This is a genomic window from Acinetobacter sp. 148, from assembly GCF_031196675.1.
Classification (GTDB): domain Bacteria; phylum Pseudomonadota; class Gammaproteobacteria; order Pseudomonadales; family Moraxellaceae; genus Acinetobacter; species Acinetobacter baumannii.
This window is the reverse complement of sequence record NZ_JAVIMT010000061.1, coordinates 1-21,057: the sequence shown is the minus strand read 5'-3', so window position 1 is coordinate 21,057 and position 21,057 is coordinate 1. Positions and strand designations below refer to the sequence as shown.

The 21,057-nt window shown below is 40.4% G+C and carries 15 protein-coding genes; 7 read left to right on the top strand and 8 right to left on the bottom strand.

Going from position 1 to position 21,057, the window contains the following annotated elements; all coding sequences use genetic code 11:
* Positions 1-15: 15 nt before the first annotated feature.
* Together RFX69_RS10470 and RFX69_RS10465 are read right to left on the bottom strand one after the other, a co-directional pair.
* Entirely contained in the window at positions 16-3,141 is a 3,126-nt protein-coding gene (locus RFX69_RS10470) for an efflux RND transporter permease subunit (protein ID WP_000671302.1), read from the bottom strand.
* Between the two features lie 2 nt (positions 3,142-3,143).
* Positions 3,144-4,244, bottom strand: a complete 1,101-nt coding sequence (locus RFX69_RS10465) for an efflux RND transporter periplasmic adaptor subunit (RefSeq protein WP_001050646.1) — start codon at positions 4,242-4,244, stop codon at positions 3,144-3,146.
* Positions 4,245-4,393: 149 nt separating this feature from the next.
* Between RFX69_RS10465 and RFX69_RS10460 the strand changes: the two genes are divergently transcribed.
* The 4 genes from RFX69_RS10460 to RFX69_RS10445 all read left to right on the top strand — a co-directional run bounded on the left by RFX69_RS10460 (position 4,394) and on the right by RFX69_RS10445 (position 10,438).
* Positions 4,394-5,017, top strand: a complete 624-nt coding sequence (locus RFX69_RS10460; protein ID WP_001195322.1) for a TetR/AcrR family transcriptional regulator — start codon at positions 4,394-4,396, stop codon at positions 5,015-5,017.
* Positions 5,018-5,187: 170 nt separating this feature from the next.
* Positions 5,188-7,872 (top strand): phosphoenolpyruvate carboxylase, encoded by a 2,685-nt coding sequence (gene ppc, locus RFX69_RS10455; RefSeq protein WP_000250576.1) that lies wholly within the window; start codon positions 5,188-5,190, stop codon positions 7,870-7,872.
* Between the two features lie 300 nt (positions 7,873-8,172).
* The gene (locus RFX69_RS10450; protein WP_289332475.1) at positions 8,173-9,468 is read left to right on the top strand and encodes a solute carrier family 23 protein; all 1,296 of its coding nucleotides are present in this window, start codon (positions 8,173-8,175) and stop codon (positions 9,466-9,468) included.
* A 79-nt stretch (positions 9,469-9,547) separates the two neighbouring features.
* Positions 9,548-10,438 carry a LysR family transcriptional regulator gene (locus RFX69_RS10445; RefSeq protein WP_001209840.1) on the top strand — a complete coding sequence of 297 codons (891 nt, stop codon included), beginning with the start codon at positions 9,548-9,550 and terminating at the stop codon, positions 10,436-10,438.
* Positions 10,439-10,446: 8 nt separating this feature from the next.
* Here RFX69_RS10445 and RFX69_RS10440 read toward each other — a convergent pair whose 3' ends face one another.
* The 3 genes from RFX69_RS10440 to ilvD all read right to left on the bottom strand — a co-directional run bounded on the left by RFX69_RS10440 (position 10,447) and on the right by ilvD (position 14,689).
* The gene (locus RFX69_RS10440) at positions 10,447-11,178 is read right to left on the bottom strand and encodes a sulfite exporter TauE/SafE family protein (RefSeq protein WP_053531295.1); all 732 of its coding nucleotides are present in this window, start codon (positions 11,176-11,178) and stop codon (positions 10,447-10,449) included.
* A 78-nt stretch (positions 11,179-11,256) separates the two neighbouring features.
* On the bottom strand, positions 11,257-12,546 hold the full coding sequence (locus RFX69_RS10435; protein ID WP_000055250.1) for a hypothetical protein: 1,290 nt from the start codon (positions 12,544-12,546) through the stop codon (positions 11,257-11,259).
* A 313-nt stretch (positions 12,547-12,859) separates the two neighbouring features.
* Positions 12,860-14,689 (bottom strand): dihydroxy-acid dehydratase, encoded by a 1,830-nt coding sequence (gene ilvD / locus RFX69_RS10430; protein WP_001113593.1) that lies wholly within the window; start codon positions 14,687-14,689, stop codon positions 12,860-12,862.
* 348 nt (positions 14,690-15,037) lie between these two features.
* Here ilvD and fmt point away from each other — a divergent pair, with 348 nt between their 5' ends.
* Complete coding sequence (gene fmt, locus RFX69_RS10425; protein WP_000691199.1) at positions 15,038-16,000, top strand: methionyl-tRNA formyltransferase; 963 nt, start codon at positions 15,038-15,040, stop codon at positions 15,998-16,000.
* Positions 15,997-17,301, top strand: coding sequence for a 16S rRNA (cytosine(967)-C(5))-methyltransferase RsmB (rsmB, locus tag RFX69_RS10420; protein WP_289332476.1), 1,305 nt, complete (start codon positions 15,997-15,999; stop codon positions 17,299-17,301). The genes fmt and rsmB overlap by 4 nt, the downstream gene beginning before the upstream one ends.
* 42 nt (positions 17,302-17,343) lie before the next feature.
* On the opposite strand, the gene RFX69_RS10415 is transcribed toward rsmB, so the two are convergent.
* Both RFX69_RS10415 and RFX69_RS10410 read right to left on the bottom strand, forming a co-directional pair.
* Complete coding sequence (locus RFX69_RS10415) at positions 17,344-17,487, bottom strand: methionine/alanine import family NSS transporter small subunit (RefSeq protein WP_001097630.1); 144 nt, start codon at positions 17,485-17,487, stop codon at positions 17,344-17,346.
* A 12-nt stretch (positions 17,488-17,499) separates the two neighbouring features.
* The gene (locus tag RFX69_RS10410) at positions 17,500-18,978 is read right to left on the bottom strand and encodes a sodium-dependent transporter (RefSeq protein ID WP_000132725.1); all 1,479 of its coding nucleotides are present in this window, start codon (positions 18,976-18,978) and stop codon (positions 17,500-17,502) included.
* Between the two features lie 628 nt (positions 18,979-19,606).
* Between RFX69_RS10410 and RFX69_RS10405 the strand changes: the two genes are divergently transcribed.
* Positions 19,607-20,299 carry a TIGR04219 family outer membrane beta-barrel protein gene (locus RFX69_RS10405; protein WP_289332477.1) on the top strand — a complete coding sequence of 231 codons (693 nt, stop codon included), beginning with the start codon at positions 19,607-19,609 and terminating at the stop codon, positions 20,297-20,299.
* 57 nt (positions 20,300-20,356) lie between these two features.
* Here RFX69_RS10405 and RFX69_RS10400 read toward each other — a convergent pair whose 3' ends face one another.
* Positions 20,357-20,956, bottom strand: coding sequence for a glutathione S-transferase family protein (locus RFX69_RS10400; RefSeq protein WP_000587889.1), 600 nt, complete (start codon positions 20,954-20,956; stop codon positions 20,357-20,359).
* Positions 20,957-21,057 lie beyond the last annotated feature (101 nt).

Here is a 21,057-nt window from a genome sequence, read left to right as displayed (position 1 = left end):
AAAAATTTATGTATTTTATGCTGTTTTTTTCACCTTAAACCACGCTGCATACAATGCAGGTAAGAAAAATAATGTCAGCAAGGTAGCAACAATGAGTCCGCCCATAATCGCAACAGCCATTGGACCGAAGAAAATACTCCGCGAAAGAGGGATCATGGCGAGTACGGCTGCTAATGCCGTGAGAATGATCGGACGGAAGCGGCGTACAGTTGCATCAATAATTGCTTCCCACGTTGGATGCCCTGCCTGTCTGTCTTGTTCAATCTGATCAATCAGAATAAGTGAGTTACGCATAATCATGCCAGATAAGGCGATGGTTCCTAGCATGGCAACAAAACCAAATGGTTTATTAAACAAAAGTAAGAATAAAACAACGCCAATTAAGCCTAATGGTGCAGTCAAAAATACAATTGTTGCCCGAGACAAACTCTTCAGCTGAATCATGAGTAATGTCATGACCACTGCCAAAAAGAGTGGCATACCGGCATTGACCGAACTTTGTCCGCGTGCCGACTCTTCCACTGTTCCCCCCACTTCAATGAGGTAGCCACTTGGCAGCTCAGCGCGTAACTTGTCCATTGTTTCAGCTAACTCTCCAACAACGGTAGCTGGCTGTAAATTGGTACGAATATCTGCACGAACAGTAATTGTCGGTAATCGATTACGGTGCCAAATCAGACCATCTTCAAATTTGTATTCAATTTTCGCAATCTGGGCTAGAGGCACAGTTGTTCCATTCGCTGTTGGTACTGCAAGGCTCGCCAGTGAAGCTACTTCAACGCGCTCAGCTTTATCACCACGTAATCGGATTTCGATCAGCTCACGCTTTTCACGATACTGTTCAATTGCGCTACCTGTAATTGAGGCGTTCAAGAAGTTAGCTAAATCGAGACTGGACACACCCATTTGTCGCGCACGGTCTTGATCAATTTGAATGGAAATAATCTTACTTGGCTCGCCCCAATCCAAATGCACATTGGTGGTATTCGGGTTTTCACTAATTACCCTAGCAACCTGCTGTGCTTCTTTACGTACCAGATTTAAATCTTCACCTGACACGCGATATTGCAATGGATAACCAACAGGTGGGCCATTTTCGAGTAATGACACACGAGTACGGACTTGTGGGAGTAACTGCTTAATTTGGGTTTCTAAAGAACGGCGAATTTCATCACGATCATCAAGCGATGATGCCAAAACAACAAACTGCGCAAAGCTGGCTTGCGGTAATTGCTGGTCTAGAGGTAAATAAAAACGTGGTGAACCTGTACCGACATAGGCTACATAATTATCAATGCCTTTTTGTTTAGACAGGAATTGTTCAACCTTTTTCACCGCTTGCTCTGTAGCGGTTAACGATGCGCCTTCTTCGAGTTTTAAATCGACTAAAATTTCAGCGCGGTTTGAAGGCGGGAAAAACTGCTGTGGCACCATCTTAAACATGAGTACAGACAGCACAAAAATCCCCACCGTTGTTGCAATCACGGTTTTACGGTAGGTCACACAAAACTCGACCATTTTCCGAAAACGTAAATAGAAACTCGATTGATAAGGATCGTAATGGTGGTCCTGTGAAATGGCCACAGTTTGCGGTTGCGGTTTTTTAGTTATTCTTGCCCATAAACGGACATACCAAGGTGCTTGATGACCGGTCTTGGTAAAATCAGGTAGTAGTTTTTCACCCAAATAAGGTACAAATAAAACTGCGGCAACCCACGACACCAATAAAGCAATCGTCACGACCTGAAAGATAGAGCGTGTGTATTCACCTGTACTGGACTGAGCCGTAGCAATAGGTAAAAAGCCTGCGGCGGTAATTAATGTCCCCGTCAACATCGGAAATGCTGTTGTTTTCCACGCAAATCCGGCGGCCTTAATTCGGCTATACCCTTGCTCCATCTTAATGGCCATCATCTCGACCGCAATAATGGCATCGTCTACAAGCAGGCCCAAAGCTAGAATTAGGGCACCAAGCGAAATCTTGTGCAGCCCGACATCAAATAAATTCATGCCAGCAAAAGTCATTGCTAAAACCAAAGGAATGGAAAAAGCGACAACTAAACCCGTCCGGAAACCTAATGAGAAAAAGCTCACTAACAAGACAATAATGACTGCTTCAGCAAGTACTTTGACAAACTCATGGATACTGCGTTGTACCGCTACAGGTTGGTCAGAAACTTTCTGCAATTTCATGCCTAGAGGTAATGTTTTTTGCAGTTGGGCAAATTCAGTTTCCAGATTTTTACCTAAGGCAATAATATCGCCGCCTTTACGCATAGATACGGCAATACCAATACCATTGTCACCCATAAAACGCATACGCGGCTGAGCAGGTTGGCTAAAACCACGGTAGACATCAGCAACGTCACCAAGCTGAATAGTTTTATCGCCTACCAGTAAAGGCATTTTTTTAATGTCCTCTACGCTTTGTAATTGGCCACTTACTCGAATTTGAATACGATCCGTTCCAGTTTCAAAAAAGCCTGCACTTGCCATGCTATTTTGCTTTTGTAGGGCTTCTTGTATGGCAGAAACAGGAATCCCGAGCTGAACGGCTTTAGTGTTTGAAATTTCAATCCAGATTTTCTGATCTTGCAGCCCAATTAGCTCAACTTTGCCTACATCTTTGACTCTCTGTAGTTGTAATTGCAAACGATCGGCATATTCTTTCAAAAGCGCATAGTCAAAGTCTTTGCCTGTCAGTACATAAATATTACCGAAGGTATCGCCAAATTCATCATTAAAAAATGGACCTTGCACCCCACTTGGGAGTTCATGGCGAATGTCATTGACCTTCTTCCGAACGTTGTACCAAACATCAGGAATCTGCGCAGAAGTGAGAGAATCTTTAGCAACAAAAGTCACCATCGACTCGCCTGGACGGGAATACGCCATAATCTTGTCATACTGACCTGTGGTCATCAGTTCCTTTTCGATACGGTCCGTAACTAAAGTAGAAACTTCTTTGGCTGTCGCGCCTGGCCAGTAGGTTTGTACGACCATGACTTTAAAGGTAAATGGCGGATCTTCACTTTGTGAGAGTTTTGAATAAGAAATTGCACCAATAATGCCGAGCAAGAGCATGAAATAAAGGACAATACCTTTATTGTTCAGTGCCCATTCAGAGAGATTAAATTTCATGATTATTTGGCTCCCTGAATTTTCACTGCACGATTTTCACGATCAATGGGGTGAATCTTCTGTTTATCGCGCAGCAAGTGCACACCACCAATCACAACCCAATCATTTGGTGTTAAACCCGATAATACCGGCACGCTATCTCTGCCATAAGCACCAATCGTTACAGGCACTTTACGTAAGGTCTGATTCGCATTCACCACCCATACATAAGGTTGGTTATCTGTTGCAGATACACTCGAAAGTGGCACACTCATGACATTAGTTTGAGTCGAACTAAAAAATACGCGTGCACTTTGTCCAAGCTGAATAGCAGACTGACCTTCTTTGAGTGCTACCTTAACTGTGAACGTACGGGACTGGTCAGCAGCTGGAGAAACTTCGCGTACATATCCGGCAAATCGTTCGTTCGGTTTAGACCACAAAGTTATCCATGCCGCTTGGCCAACTTTAATCTCGCTAACTGCTTGTTCCGGTACGCCGATGACCACTTCACGCTCTCCATCAATTGCCAGTTGATAAGCCGCTTGCCCTGCTGCAACCACCTGTCCAATTTCAATATTACGCGCTGTAATCACCCCGTTTTTATTAGAAACAAGTTGGTTATAACCAGTCTGGTTGGCAGAGACTTCATAATTAGAACGAGCTTGTTGTAATGCTGCCTGAGCCGCATCATATTGATTTTTTACCGTATCGTATTGCGAACGGCTCACGGCATTTATGGGTAATAATTGTTGAAAACGTTTAAGCTCATCTGAGGCTGTTTTTGCTGCTGCCTGTGCATTGTCTAGCTGAGCTTTAGCAGCATTTAATTGTAGCTGTGCATCTGCCACATCGAGTTTTGCTAATACTTGCCCAACTCTAACTCGGTCGCCTACATCGACATAGCGAGCCGTAACTTGTCCACCCACCCGAAATGCCAAGGCAGTTTGTTGTCGAGCCTGTACATCTCCAGCATAGCTTTTTTGTTCGTGAAGTGTGGTTGAAGGCTGGGTCACCATCACATAGGGTATTTCTTCTGTTTTGGGAGCCTCTTTACTACACCCCGTTAATGTGACCATGCAAACAATCATCATACTCATGATGAGAGGTTTTAACAGATTCATATCTTATCGCTCTTATTCAAACTGGTTTTTTAAGGCACAATATATTTGCATCATAGTTTGTTTGTTTTTTAATTAATATACCCGACGGTACATTAATTAAAGAAAAACTTATAAGTATTTATTTTTATATAGTTTTATTAGAGGGTTTCGTGCAAACAGTTAATCAAAGTGGTCGCCCCAAAGATCTGGAAAAGCGTGCTCGTATCTTACAGGCCGCTAAAGCTATTTTTTTAAAGTCCGGTTATCACGGTACCAGCATGAACCTGATTGCACAGGAAGCGGGCGTTACTAAACTCACGGTTTATAATCACTTTCAAGACAAAGCAAACCTGTTTATCTGTGCCATTACAGAAACTTGTGAAGAGACTCTAGGCACTAAACCATTTGAATTAGATGCATCGGCAGACTTTTATCAAACACTTTATATGGTGTGTTCACGTGCCTTGCAGATTATTTATTCCCCCGAAGCACTTAAACTCGAGCATGTATTATTTGAACTTGCAGCAGAGCAAAGTCCACTTGCCCTACAGTTTTTTAATGCATCCCATACCCGTCTGCAAAATCAGTTAGTTGAGTTTTTTCAAAAAGCTGCTCAATTAGGTTTTATTCAAGCCGATGATCCGCTATATCAAACAGAGCTGCTTTTGACCTTATTGCTTGGTGTACGCCATCACAAGGTTCTACTTAGAATTATTCCTGTACCGAATGCTCAAGAGATAGATCGGTTTATTCGGGATGCTATTGATTTATTTCTACTCAAATATCGGCATTAAACCAAAGTCCGATTGTCAAAATTTGCAACCGGTGCATGTCGACTTTTAAAGCGTTATAAGCGATTTAAATGTTATTTTTTAAGCAAAAATTCACATTTTCTTACGCTCAAAGCTTGGAATGTTCGTTAATCGCGCTATATTCGAAAAGAATAAGAACAGGAGAAAATAGCATGGTTCAGCAAATCGATGCGCCACTGCGTGAGGATGTCCGCTTACTTGGCAATTTATTAGGTGAAACCCTAAAACAGCATGCAGGACAAGAACTGTTTAATCAGATCGAGCAAATCCGTGCTCTTGCCAAAGGTGCACGTGATGGTCAAGCTGAAGCCGAAAAGCAATTAGAACAATTATTTTTAGAATTGCCCGATGAAGAGCTATTGCCTCTTACCCGCGCTTTTTCTCACTTCCTCAATTTTGCCAATATTGCTGAGCAATATCATGTGGTACGTAGCCGCAGACAGGCAGAGTTTGATCCAGATGCAAACTCCCCGAATCCCCTTGTTCACTTATTTAAAAAGTTTAAAGATAAAAATATTTCGACGGAAAAACTGTTCCAGCAAATTTGTGATCTTAAGATTGAATTGGTACTTACGGCGCATCCAACAGAAGTGAGTCGTCGTACACTGATTCAAAAATATGACGATATCAATGCTTGTCTATCACAACTTGATCAGCAAAAACTTACTCCGCGTGAACGACAAAATGCTCTTGCCAATTTAAAACAACAAATTAGTTCGGCTTGGCAAACAGATGAAATCAGGCAGCACCGCCCGACCCCGGTAGATGAAGCAAAATGGGGCTTTGCCACAATTGAGCAAACGCTTTGGAATGCTGTTCCTAAATTTATCCGTGAACTAAATGAACTGGTCCAAGACAATTGCCAACAAAACTTACCACTTCATATTGCTCCGGTTCGTTTTGCATCTTGGATGGGTGGAGACCGTGATGGTAACCCGAACGTTACTCATCAAATTACCCAAGAAGTATTGTGGTTATCACGCTGGCAAGCTGCCGACCTCTATCTAAGAGATATCGAAAACTTACGTTGGGAACTATCAATTCAGTCTTGTTCCGAAGAAATGGTTGAAGCCATTGGTAGCCCTCATCCAGAGCCTTATCGTGAGTATTTACGTGCAACACGTGAGCGTTTAAAAGCAACTCGTCATTGGTTAGCTCAGCGCCTACAAGGCTTAGAAGCAGATGACAGCAATGTCATTAAAAGCAAAGATGAACTGTTACAACCATTATTGCTGTGCTATCGCTCTCTAATTGACAGTAATCTACCTGAAATCGCGAATGGTCAACTACTCGACTTTATCTACCGTGTGAACTGTTTTGGTATTGAACTGCTTAAGCTCGATATTCGCCAAGAATCAGGCCGTCATCGCCAAGCCATTTCAGCCATTACTGAGTATTTAGGTTTAGGTAATTTTGAGTCATGGACTGAGCAAGCGCGCCAAAACTTCCTTATTCAGGAACTCCAAAGCAAACGCCCGCTACTACCGAAGTATATTAATGAGCCAGAAGGTAGTTTGATTGGTCACCCAGATGTACAAGAAGTATTTGCAACCATGCGTACTTTGGCAGACCAACCACCTGAGTCTTTAGGGGCTTATATTATTTCTATGGCTGAATATCCAAGTGATGTTTTAGCTGTATTGTTATTGCAAAAAGAAGCCGGTATTCAGCATCCTTTACGTGTAGTGCCTTTATTTGAGACTTTAAAAGACTTAGACGGCGCAGCAACTACCATGAATACGTTGTTTAATATGCATTGGTATAAGCAGCATATTCAGGGTAAACACGAAGTCATGATCGGCTACTCGGATTCAGCAAAAGATGCCGGTTTCATGTCTGCCAACTGGGCTCAATACCGTGCTCAAGAAGAGCTGACTGCAATTGCTCGTAAACACGGCGTACAGTTGACTCTGTTCCACGGTCGTGGCGGCTCAATTAGCCGTGGTGGTGCTCCAACACAACAGGCACTCTTTTCGCAACCACCGGGGTCAATCTCTGGTGCAATTCGTGTGACAGAACAAGGTGAAATGATCCGCTTCAAATTCGGTCTAGAAGGTATTGCCATGCAAAACCTTGAAATCTATACCGCAGCAACGCTTGAAGCGACATTATTACCACCACCAGAACCTAAGGCTGAGTGGCGTGAACTTATGAACCGTATGACAGATCATTCTGTGAAGGTTTATCGTCAAACAGTGCGTGAAAACCCGCATTTTGTGAAATATTTACGGACTGTCACTCCTGAGCTTGAATTACAAATGTTGCCGCTAGGTTCACGCCCGGCAAAACGTAAAGTAAGTGGTGGTATCGAATCTTTACGTGCTATTCCATGGGTATTTGCTTGGACACAAATCCGTTTGATGTTACCTGCATGGTTAGGTACAGGTGCGGCGATTAATGAAGTGATTGCCGATCAGCAAAAAGCAACGCTTGATGAAATGCTTCAGCAATGGCCTTATTTCCAGACACTCATTGATATGCTGGAAATGGTATTGTCTAAAGCCGATGCCAATATTGCACTCTACTACGAGTCTCATTTAACTGAAGATGAAGATTTAAAAGTGCTTGGCAATCAGTTACGCCAACGTCTAAAAGATGCTGTGGAAACCTTACTTACGTTAAAAGATGAATCAAAACTATTAAGCGACAATGAAGTTTTGGATCAGTCTATGCAAGTTCGTAAACCTTATTTACTGCCTTTGCATCTTTTACAAGCTGAACTCATGAAACGCCGCCGTGATTATCTTGCTGAACGTCAGGCAGAACATACCCCTGTTGACCATGCACTTATGGTAAGTATTGCCGGAATTGCTGCTGGTTTACGTAATACAGGCTAAGCTCATTTTACTAACCACTTTCTTAAAGCAGTGCATCTCGGATGTGCTGCTTTTTACTTGCAAAATTCCTTGTTTTTCTCAAATTTTCCCCGATTTTTCATTTTTTAGAATATTTTTTTAAAAATCATAAAATTAATTTTTATCAGAAAAAAACACCTAATTCCTTATATTTAGAATTTATAAAATTATACCGATCGTTAAAAAATAATTACTTTTCACTTTCATATTCAATACAAGAGATTAAATGCTTTTACAAGAAAGAGTATCATTGCACCAATTAAAGAATAATGAGCTTATTTTATGTCCAACTGGTTTCCCAAATGGCAGCCTTACCAAGGTGATGTTGACCATCGACCGGTCTCTACCAATGAATATCTCCCTCCAGTTCAAAGTGCTATTTTAGGTGTCCAGCATGCATTTGCCATGTTTGGAGCAACTGTTTTAGCACCTTTACTCATGGGCTTTAACCCTAACCTTGCTATTTTAATGTCAGGTATCTGTACCATCCTGTTCTTCTTAATTACGGGTGGTCGTGTTCCTAGTTATTTAGGATCGAGTTTTGCCTTTATTGGTGTTGTTGCAGCAGCTACGGGGCATATCACAGGTTCAGGGGCCAATCCAAATCTTTCTATTGCGTTGGGTGGGATCGTAGCGTGCGGTATCTTTTATGCACTCATCGGTTTTATTGTCATGCTCACGGGTACACGCTGGATTGAAAAACTTATGCCACCTGTGGTGACTGGTGCAATTGTGATGATTATTGGTCTCAACCTTGCCCCTGTTACCATTAAAGGCGTTGCAGGCCAAGCATTTGAAATGTGGATGGCCTTAATTACTGTACTTTGTATGGGCAGTATTGCAGTTTTTACACGAGGCTTATTGCAGCGTCTACTTCTATTGGTAGGTTTGATCTTGGCTTATGTAATCTATGCGATTGCGACAAACGGTCTAGGTTTAGGTAAACCGATCGATTTTAGCCAGATCTCACAAGCTTCGTGGTTCGGTATTCCAAGCTTTTCACATCCTACTTTTGATACCAAGGCTATTTTAATTATTGCACCAGTTGCACTGATTTTAGTAGCAGAAAACTTAGGCCATATCAAAGCAGTAGGTGCAATGACTGGAGAAAACCTAACTCCACAATTAGGCAAAGCCTTTGTCGCTGATGGTTTAGCTACAACACTTTCAGGCAGTGTTGGCGCGCCAGGGATGACGACTTACGGTGAAAACATTGGTGTGATGGCAGTCACTCGTGTGTACTCAACCATTGTATTTGTGATTGCAGGCATCTTTGCTATTTTCTTAGGTCTATCACCAAAATTTGGCGCTGTCATTAGTACCATTCCAAGTGCAGTCCTTACAGGTGCATCTATTGTGGTATTTGGCTTAATTACCATTGCCGGTGCAAAAATCTGGATTGAAAACAAAGTCGATTTTTCTAACAATAAAAATCTGATTGTGGCTTCAGTAACCATTATTTTGGGTGCTGGAAACTTTGAATTATTGTTCGGTAATTTCAATTTAGGTGGTATTGGTACAGCAACGTTTGCAGCCATTATTTTAAACTGGCTGTTTAGTTTAAAAGATAAAACCTAAATTCTAAAAGGCAGCGCAAGCTGCCTTTTTTCATTCCGATTTAGTATGATGAATTTTTGCATTTCAATACGTTCCTATCATGCGTTTTGATTTTTTTGATTTACAGCTGGTTCTTCATATTGTCTCGACTGGTAGCCTCACCAAAGGCGCTGACCGCTCTGCGATTTCACTTCAAGCGGCGAGTGAACGTATAAAAAAACTTGAACAGTATTTTGAGACCCCCTTATTTATTCGCCAAACCACAGGTGTAGAACTCACTACAGCTGGACATGCATTTGTAGAACATGCTCGTCAGCTTTTAGCTCAAAAAGATCAACTCGAACACGAAATGCAGCGGTTCAGACAGCCGACAACAGAAGCATTAACACTTTGGTGTAACTCATCTGCTCAAAGTGAATATCTACCTACCTTATTACCGCAATATCTAGTGCTTCATCCCGAAATGAATATCGATTTGCATGAAGCAGAAAGTTCAGAAATTGTAGATGCATTAACCCAAGGGATTGCAAGTCTTGGCCTAGTTTCGAGTTTTTTCAATACCCGACATTTGCAAACTAAAGAGTTTGCAAGCGACCCATTAGTTCTGATTTGTCCTGTGACACATGAGTTAGCCCACTACAAAGAGCTAAATTTAGTAGATGCTTTAAGCTATGGTTTTATTGGACTCAAATCACATCACTCTTTACAACAGTCCATTGAAACCCAAGCCAAATTATTAGGTTTTAACATACAGTATCGGTTGCGCTTACCTAACTTTGGCGCAATTGCAGAGGTAGTCGCCAAAGGTGTGGGAATTGCGATTATGCCTGCCCGTGCTGCACAGCGCCTACAATCGGACTATGATTTCCATTCAATTCAACTGCTAGGCGCATGGGCAAACCGTAAACTACTTTTGGCCACACAAAGTTTCAATCAGTTGCCCAGTAGTTACCAACAGTTTGCAGACTTTTTATTGCAGCATCGTCCTTAAAAATTGACTTAATGCAAAATCATATAAAGTCCTAATGACATCAAGCCTATAAAAAAGATACGGCGAAATATCTGCTCATTCAATCGATAGCGGATTTTTTTACCGATCCACATTCCAATGAGCGCAGCTAACAACGCAGCGAAAGATAAACGATAGTCCAGTGTTATCCCTGACATCGGGTTATGGTGTAAAAACACAGCAAGGCAAATGGTAGAGACAGTAAAGGTTAGTCCTAAAGCCTGAACCAACTCATCACGTTTTAAATGCAAAGACTGCAAGTAAGGAACGATTGGAATAATAATGACGCCTGTTGCTACAGTCACTGCCCCGCCGATATATCCAATAATCGGTGATAGCCAACCTTCATGCTTTCCTAAGTGTGGAAGTCTCTTTACGCATAGCCCATAGAGTCCATATAAGGCCAACATACAGCCTAATAAAATTTCACTACTATGCCCATGACTTTGACTTAAAGTAGGTAAAAAGCTCCATATTGAACCTACTATAATGCCGACAAGCAATGTCCAGAAACGCCGAATAAACGCCCAGACATGCCCTTCAGCAAAAAGCTGCCAGACGTTGGTGACCATTGAAGGGACAATGAGCAGAGAGGCTGCCTGAAAAGGGCTCATTGCGATGGTGAGTAAACCCATCGATACCGCGGGCAATCCTAAACCGATCATGCCTTTAATCATGCCCGCGAAGGCAAACACCACAATAATAATTGCTAGAAATGTCACTGTTTATCTCCGATTCCCTACATGGTTATGCTACGGAAAAAACAGGCTTTGCCCTATTCTTGTTTTTAGGAGTAGGCCTCAATTAGAAGTTGAGGCCGTTTTGTATTTTTCTTCTAAAACATTGCTAAAAATACTTTCAATCATCCAAACCCGATACAGGCTATTAAATACATAGCTTTGCCCATCGATACGCAACTCTAAAACCGGCAAATCAGGTTGATGCTTGTCTTGGCAAAGTGCATCATTTTGCGCTAAAACCGACTGTATATCCTGTTCAGTTAACTGCTCAATACCCAGTTGCTGCTGTAACTGTTGGAAATGCTTCTGGAAAGATAGATCTTTTCCTTTCGTCCAAACAGCCTGCAAAATAGTGAAAATTGTATCAAGTTGCTGATTTTCCGGCACACTATAGAAAAGCTTTGCCATCCCAAGCGTACTTTCTTCTGTAGGTCGGCAAAAAGGTGTAAAAGCAACCTCGGTACGTTTAGACACACGTGTTGCCAAGCTCCAGTCAAACCAGTCTCGGCCCCGATAACTCAAAGGATAAACTTTTAGCTGAATATCATAATAGTCTGCGAGCTCTTCTTTAATATAGGCAAGCAACAACCAGCTCATCGGGTCTTCTAAAGCGATAAATACATCAAGTTCAGGATGCAAAGCCTGAATTTCATTTAACGCCTCAGCATCATTAATCAAATGTTCACGCCATTCGATATGATTAATTAAAAATATCGGATTACCTGTCAGTAACTTTTGTTGTTTTAAACGTCGGGTTAAACGTAATAAATCATCTACTGCATGATATTTACGCCCACCAAACTCAAAGTATGCCGCTCGAACAGGTTCATCCGTAAAAATACGTTCTGGAAAATGCTGAGGAACCTGATGCTTGACTGCCATGGCATGTAGAGTACGCAATTTTCCATATTGCTGTTGCCAAAGCATGTGAAAGATATCTTCAAGTAAATGTAAGAAGTTCTGACCTTGTAGTGGGGTTCTTTTTAATATGACAGCGGCTTGTTTTAAAGATTCTGGACTTGGGATTTCTGGAAACTCATCAAAAGCAAACCGGTGCTGATTTGCTAAAATTTTGGCATCATTTAAACAATAATGCTGCCACTCCTCATGCGTCATGCTATTTGGAGGTTCAGAAGCCGTATGGGAAATAATAATTTTTAAAGGTTTAAGTTCATCACTTAAAATTTCATCTAGCTGAGACAATTGCTGAACAGCCAGATAGCTATACACATCATCAAGTCGTAAATAAATACTTAAACCATTTTCCGTGGGTAACACCGCTTGACGAGAAGGCTTTTGGTAAAACCAGCTCGATCGGATAGGGTCAAACCAACGGCGTAGCAGTGACATGAGTAGTGCCTCTAAAAATAAATCCTAAGCGAGATCAAAAGTTATTTTGATCATAGTGCAAGGTGAAACAGTAGTCGAGATAGAAAAATGACTACCTAAGTTCGCGCAGAAAATATGTCATGTTATTTCGCGAGTTTCTGCGTAGGTGAAGATTTTATCACCATTTTATGGCAAACCCATAGAATGATCTGAAACCACCTTTTTCTACAAGCGGATTTTTTTTACCAGACATAAAAAATGCACCCTTAACATGATAACAATTCATCGTGTTAATGGGTGCATGTTTCCTACTCAATTATTAAAATTGAATATTTTATAGAACGCGTACAGCTCCTTTTGCTGCACTTGTGGTATGCATTGCATAAACTTTTAACGCTTTTGATACCTTACGTTTACGTTCTTCCTTCGGATGCCAACCTTTCGCTTCTTGAACTGTACGACGGTGCGCCAAAGTCGCATCATCAATATTCAAGTGAATGGTACGGTTTGGAATATCAATTTCGATGGTATCGCCATCTTCAACCAAACCAATCGCACCGCCTTCAGCAGCTTCTGGCGAAACGTGACCAATTGAAAGACCTGATGAACCACCAGAGAAACGGCCATCTGTAACTAACGCACAGTCTTTTCCTAAACCTTTCGATTTAAGATAGCTGGTTGGGTAAAGCATTTCTTGCATACCCGGACCACCACGTGGACCTTCGTAGCGAATAACAACCACATCACCAGCTTTAATTTCATTGCCTAAAATTGCTTCTACCGCTGCATCTTGGCTCTCAAAAACTCGTGCTGAACCTGTGAATTTTAAAATAGATTCGTCAACGCCCGCAGTTTTTACAATACATCCATCAAGCGCAATGTTGCCGTAAAGAACAGCTAAACCACCATCTTTAGAGAATGCATGTTCTGCATTACGAATCACACCCTTTTCACGGTCACCATCTAAAGTTGAGTAGTAACGGTTTTGTGAGAATGCAACTTGAGTTGGAACACCACCCGGAGATGAACGGTAGAACTCATATACATCTGGATCTTCAGTACGAATAATATCCCACTTATCTAATGCATCTTTTAATGTTTTTTCATGTACGGTTGGTACAGATACATCAAGTAGATTCGCACGATCAAGCTCGCCTAAAATGGCCATGATACCGCCTGCACGATGTACATCTTCCATATGTACATCTTGTTTTGCTGGTGCTACTTTTGAAAGCACTGGTACTCGACGTGACAATTCATCAATATCGTCCATCGTAAAATCAACTTCAGCTTCATTTGCCGCAGCTAACAAGTGAAGAACTGTATTGGTTGAACCACCCATTGCAATATCAAGTGTCATCGCATTTTTAAAAGCAGCTTTAGTGGCAATTGAACGAGGCAAAATACTTGCATCATTTTGCTCATAGTAGCGTTTGGCCAATTCAACAATAAGCTGACCTGCTTTTAAGAATAATTTTTTACGGTTTGCATGCGTTGCAACGATAGAACCATTGCCCGGTAACGATAAACCTAGCGCTTCTGTTAAACAGTTCATTGAGTTCGCAGTGAACATACCTGAACACGAACCACAGGTTGGACATGCTGAACGTTCAAATTCTGCAACTTCTTCGTCTGTGTAGCTGTCATCAGCTGCAACAACCATAGCATCTACAAGGTCAATTGCTTTTTCATCACCGCGGAATTTAACCTTACCTGCTTCCATTGGTCCGCCAGACACAAATACCACAGGAATATTTAGACGCATCGCAGCCATCAACATTCCCGGAGTAATTTTGTCACAGTTCGAAATACACACCATCGCATCGGCGCAATGTGCATTCACCATATATTCAACTGAGTCCGCAATTAAATCACGTGATGGTAATGAATAAAGCATGCCGTCATGCCCCATTGCGATACCGTCATCCACCGCGATTGTATTGAACTCTTTAGCAACACCACCTGCTGCCTGAATTTCTGCCGCGACAAGCTGTCCTAAATCTTTCAGATGGACGTGGCCCGGAACAAATTGGGTAAATGAATTGACCACTGCAATAATCGGTTTGCCGAAATCTTCATCTTTCATTCCTGTTGCACGCCATAAGCCACGTGCGCCAGCCATATTTCTTCCGTGTGTCGATGTTTTTGAACGATAGTCAGGCATTTGTGTTTCCAACAAGTTGTGCTTGAGTGAAATGACTTCCACTCTGGCTGAATGATACTGATATAGCGTTAGATCAGTCGGAATATTGACTCATCATCATAATTTGATCATTCTCCATTCTATAGAAGCAAATAATATTGGGAAAGCCAAGAACGATAATACTCAGTCAATATTTAGCAAAACTTACATGAATAATTTTTTATTTTTTTATAACATTTTTTTATCAATAAAAGTTTTTGAATAATTTTTTGTTCACTATTTATGGCTTTAGCTCTCCTTTGTACCTCGATTTAGGGCTTCAATCGTTTTTCACGTATACTAGCGTTAAACTTTTTTTGGATTGCATTTGTGAAAATTATTTTTGCTGGCACCCCCGAATTTGCTGCAACAGCATTGGCGGCTCTACTAAAAACTTCCCATGAAATTATCGCGGTTTATACTCAACCAGACCGTAAAGCAGGTCGTGGACAAAAACTAACACCGTCTCCTGTAAAACAGCTTGCGCTGGAACATAATATTCCTGTTTATCAACCGCTTCACTTCAAAGCTTCAACTGAAGAAGGCTTGGCAGCTCAACAAGAACTTGCTGCTTTAGGCGCTGATGTCATGGTAGTTGCAGCATATGGCTTAATTCTTCCACAAGCTGTGCTCGATACACCTAAATATGGTTGTTTAAATATTCACGGCTCATTATTACCACGCTGGCGCGGTGCAGCACCGATTCAGCGTGCAATTGCAACAGGTGACGATGAAACTGGTATCACCATCATGCAAATGGCGGCGGGTTTAGATACAGGCGATATGATGTATAAAACCTATTGCCCAATCACTTCCGAAGATACATCAGCGACGTTGCATGACAAACTTGCAGCTCAAGGTGCAACAGCAATTTGTGCGGTACTTGAGTCAGAAGAAACTCTGCAAAAATATTTAGCAGAACGTGAAGTTCAAGACGAAAGCTTAACAGTCTATGCGCATAAACTCGTGAAATCAGAAGCTCGTATTGATTGGTCTATGAATGCAGTTCAAGTTGACCGCAATATCCGGGCATTCAACCCATGGCCTGTTGCCTTTATTCAACTTGATGAAAATAATGCGCTGCGTGTTTGGAATTCAACAATTTCTAATCAAAACAAAGCAGATGCTCAAGCTGGTGAAATTATTGCAATCGATAAACAGGGTGTACATGTCGCTTGCGGTGAAAATACATTTATTTGTTTAACGAGTGTGCAGTGGCCGGGTGGTAAAGCATTAAATACTCAACAAATTGCACAAACTCAAAAACTTCACGTAGGACAGATTCTGCCATGAGTCAGGTTACTTCAAATTCATCACGTTTTAACCTGCGCGCTCAAGTCGTCCAGACCTTGCTAAAAGTTCAGCAAGGTCAATCGCTCGCTAGTATTTTAAATACACAGCTGAATCAAGTAGCAGAGCGTGATCGTGCACTATTTCATGAACTTGTTTTAGGTACATTGCGCCAATGGTTCGCACTTAAGTCAATTAGCCTGCCTTTACTCAGCAAACCTTTAAACAATGAGACTGTAGAAACCTGCCTATACGTTGGCCTTTATCAAGTTTTATGCACGCGTATTGCAGCGCACGCTGCCATCTCGGAAACAGTCGATGCAACTAAACAACTTGGTTTCCCTGCACTCAGTGGTATTGTTAATGCAATTTTGCGTCGAGCAACTCGTGAAACTGATGACTTTCAGCAAGGTTTACAGCAAGCACATGGCTTACCAAGTTGGCTTTTTAAACGGTTAAAAAAGGATTGGGGAGAACAAACAGAAGCTCTCTGCCAATCGTTAAAGCAAGCCGCGCCTTTAACTTTACGGGTGAACCAGCGTCATATTGGTCGAGATGCTTATTTAGCAAAACTACAAAGTTTAGACATTCAGGCACGTGCGTGTTTGTTTTCCGAAGCTGGTATTGTCCTTGAGCAATCTGTACAAATCACTCAGTTACCGGGTTTTGAACAAGGCTGGTTCTCTGTACAAGATGAACATGCACAGCTATGTTCCACCTTGTTGCCTGATTTAAACAATAAAACGGTTATTGACGCTTGTGCGGCCCCTGGTGGTAAAACGGCTCATTTGCTTGAAAAGTTTAAACCAGCACAGCTCATCGCCATTGATCAGGACCCCAGTCGTTTAGTCCGCGTGACTGAAAACTTAAATCGCTTAGCACTCGATCAAAGTCATACGGAAATTTTGGCAGCCGATGCAACCAAGTGGACTCCTGTTCAACCTGTAGATTGTATCGTACTTGATGCTCCTTGTTCTGCGACAGGTGTGATTCGACGTCATCCTGACATACGCCTATTGCGCCAATCTAGTGATATAGCCCAAACCATTGAGCTACAAAAGCAGATCTTAGAGCACATGTGGCAGCAACTCAAAGTTGGCGGTACATTGCTTTATATCACCTGCTCAATTTTAAAATCTGAAAACGAACAGCAGATGATTAACTTCTTCACAGAACATGCTGATGCAAAAGAAGTGAAAATCGAGGCGGATTGGGGAATTGAACAAACTTATGGCAGACAACTGTTGCCAGAAGCACAATCTGGTGATGGATTTTATTATTGTAAAATTCAAAAGATTGCATAAAAAAAGCAGGCGTTATGCCTGCTTTTTTACTAGATCAGGATATCAAAGCGTATGCTGATCTTTTACTTCTTCTAAAACTTCATCTAACTCTTCAGGATGCTTTGTTAAATGTAAGATGGATAGTGCTAATCCACCCCAAACAAATACCATCGAAATTATTAGCATCACGATTGCCGAAGTATTCATTATTTTATCCTCCTAGCGATCTTTCATTTTACTTAACACGATAGCAACGACTGCACAGAAAATCACACTGCCCCAGCCGAAAACACCTTGTAAGCTCATACTATAAGTATCATAGCCATTTTTGATCAAATTAAAAACAGTCATACAGAGTGTTGTTAATAAGATTAAAGAGGTAATGACTGTTAAAGTGAAGTCCCAGCCTTTACCCAATTGAATGGTTGAGATACGGTTTACATGGTCGCGAAGCTCTTTAAGTGCTGAACGTTTAAACCAAGCTACGCTAATAATTGATAATAAAGCCCCACCAATAATCCCAATGTTATTAATAAAGTGATCAACAATATCAACGAGCTTAATTGCGTTTACACTTGAGAATAAAATAATTGAAACCAGTGCACTACCACCACCAATAATCGTTACCGCTTTCTTACGTCCCCACTTTAACTTATCTTGCATTGCTGCAATAGGCACTTCCAAAATACTGACCATTGAAGAAATACCAGCAACAAATAATGAAGAGAAGAACAAAAGACCGAATAGATCAGCACCAGAACCTAAACTTGAAATAATTTTAGGGAAAGCAATAAATGCGAGTCCGATACCACCACTCACAACATCCTTAACTTCAGTACCTGCGGCATGTGCCATAAAGCCAAGCGCTGCGAAGATACCAATACCAGCTAAAATCTCTGTTGATGCATTTGCAAAACCAACGATTAAACCAGAACCAGTTAAATTCGTTTTTGGTTTTAAATAGGATGCATAGGTCACCATGATCCCGAAACCAACTGAGAGTGAAAAGAAAGTATGGCCATAGGCAGCTAACCAAACTTTATAATCCATCATTGCAGACCAGTTCGGTGTAAAGAATGCATTTAAACCTTGTACCGCACCTGGTAAACGTAATGATTGAATAACTAAAATAGTGAAGAGAATGAATAATAAAGGCATGAAAATCTTATTTGATAATTCCACACCTTTTTTCACACCACCATAAAGAATGATGAGAGTAAGTGCCCAAATCCCAACAATCGGCCAGAATAAATGACCTACAAACTGTAGATCAAAGCCGGTTGCTTTTGTGGTCTGCAAATAGGTATTAAAGAAGAAACCTTCCGGATCACTTCCCCACATTTGGCCAATAGAGAAGTAAACATAGCTACCAGCCCATGTAAGTACACTTGCATAGTACAAACCAATGATGATACAGACACAAACCTGCCACCACCCTAATGTTTCACCACCTTTAAATAAGGCGCGATATGCCTTAGGAGGTGAACCAGTACTACGATGGCCTACCGCATAATCTAAAAATAATAACGGTAAACCAGCAGTAATGAGTGCTAATAGATAGGGAATAAGAAACGCACCACCGCCATTTTCATACGCAACGTACGGAAAGCGCCAAATATTACCTAAGCCTACAGCCGAACCAACGGCTGCAATAATAAAACCAGATCGTGACGTCCAGTTTTCACGAGTATCTGTCATAGAACACCTAATGTTAAAAGATTACTTATTTTTACTGCTATTGTTGATTGTTATTCCGCATGCAAAAAAAGAACCAAAAAATACTTTTGTGTTTGTAGAAAATAAAATGCACCTTTTGAGTCTTTTTATTCCCTTAACAAACAAGCAAAAATAGAAAATTCTTCCTTAAAGATTTTTGTCCATTTTTTGCCCCTATATAGCTGAACAATACCTGTTTTTATTTCTTTTTACTGTAATTTCCGTCTGAAAATTTACGTTTTTTTAGAGATTCTTATCTAGATTGGTTATTTTTTAGCTAATATTCCTGTTTTAAAGCATATTATTACCTTCTTAGATTCAATGATATTTTCTACCATTAAAGTTTTATTCCCATTCATAAAGTAGATATATCAACTAATTTATAGATGAGTAAAATATCAAAGTATTATCGATCCCTTACACAAAATTTATACTAAAACCTCTAAAACTCAAATCACTATAAGTAGTTAATTTTTATACAAAAATTAATTAAATAAAAGAATATTAAAAATTGAAGATATAGAAGCTTTATATTCACCATTTTTCATCAATGCATAACTGCAAAGATATCTATATCATGCGTTCAAAGATTTTCTTTTTAGGATTGATGATGAAAATATTAAAACTGTCTTTTTTAGTACTCGGGATGGGTCTTAGCGGATTCGCACAAGCAGATTTTATAGGCGTAAAAGGAGACGTTGGCTACTGGTTTTATGACGGCAAAGCTAATATGTCTTCACAATCTCCTGAAGATCAAGATCTAGACCGAAAAGGTAGTGCTCAACTTTCATTAGCTTTTGAGCACCCAGTCCCATTTATTCCAAATGCAAAAATTCGTTATGTTAATTTAGATACTCAAACTAAATCAGAAACTTTGGGTCAAGCTAACTATAACGTTGATTTAGATCATAGTGATTTTATTCTCTACTATGAGTTACTAGATAATATTGTCAGTGTAGATGCAGGTCTTGGTGCAACTGTACTAAATGGAGATATTACTGCCTATACCGGTAAACGTGTAGATATTGATAAGACATATCCGATTGCTTATTTATCAGGTGAAGTAAAACTTCCATTTACAGGGTTAAGCGCTAAAGGTGAAGCAACATATACAAACTTTGATGATGCAAAAATTACAGATGCGTTAGTAGAAGCAAAGTATAAGTTTGCCGATAATTTATTAATCGATTTAGGCTTAACAGCTGGTTATCGTATCCTCAATATCGATTTAGATGATTACGATAACAATGACCTTAAATTTGAATTTAAAGGGCCTTATGTGGGCTTAGAAGCACATTTCTAAATTAAAACAGAATTTTGATCTTCCCCATATAAAAAAGAACTCTATAAGAGTTCTTTTTTATTCAACCATACTCACATATTTTGGATATTTTTGAATTCGTTGACACCATTCTTGAATATTTGGGTATAACTTTAAATCGAAGCCGCCTTCCTCAGCTACATGCGTGTATGCATATAAAGCAATATCAGCAATTGTAAATTTATTTCCAACAAGATAGTCGTGCCCTACTAAAGCTTTATTCATAATAGATAATGCTTTATGGCCTTTTGGTTGTAATTTATGATATTCCTCTATTCTTTCTGGCGGTAATCCTAGATATTTATTAATAAAACGAGCAACTGCAATAAATGGTTCATGGCTATATTGTTCAAAGAACATCCATTGATACATTTTTGCCTTCATATAAGGATCTGCAGGAATCAATTCCGTTCCCTCAGCCAAGTAGCCTAGAATAGCGTTAGACTCACTTAGAACCCGTCCATCATCTAAAACTAATACAGGTATTTTCCCATTAGGATTTAAAGATAGAAATTCTGCTGTTTGAGTATCTTTATTTAAGATATCAACATGAATCCATCTATGATTTATATTTAATAGGGATAGTAACAGTTTGATTTTATAACAATTACCTGAATCTACATCACCATAGATTATCATAGGTACTTACCCCTTATTCTGCTTATTTAAATATATAATTTTCTTATTGTTTATAACACAACCCTTCCATAATATTTTGATTTCCCATATAAAAAAACACC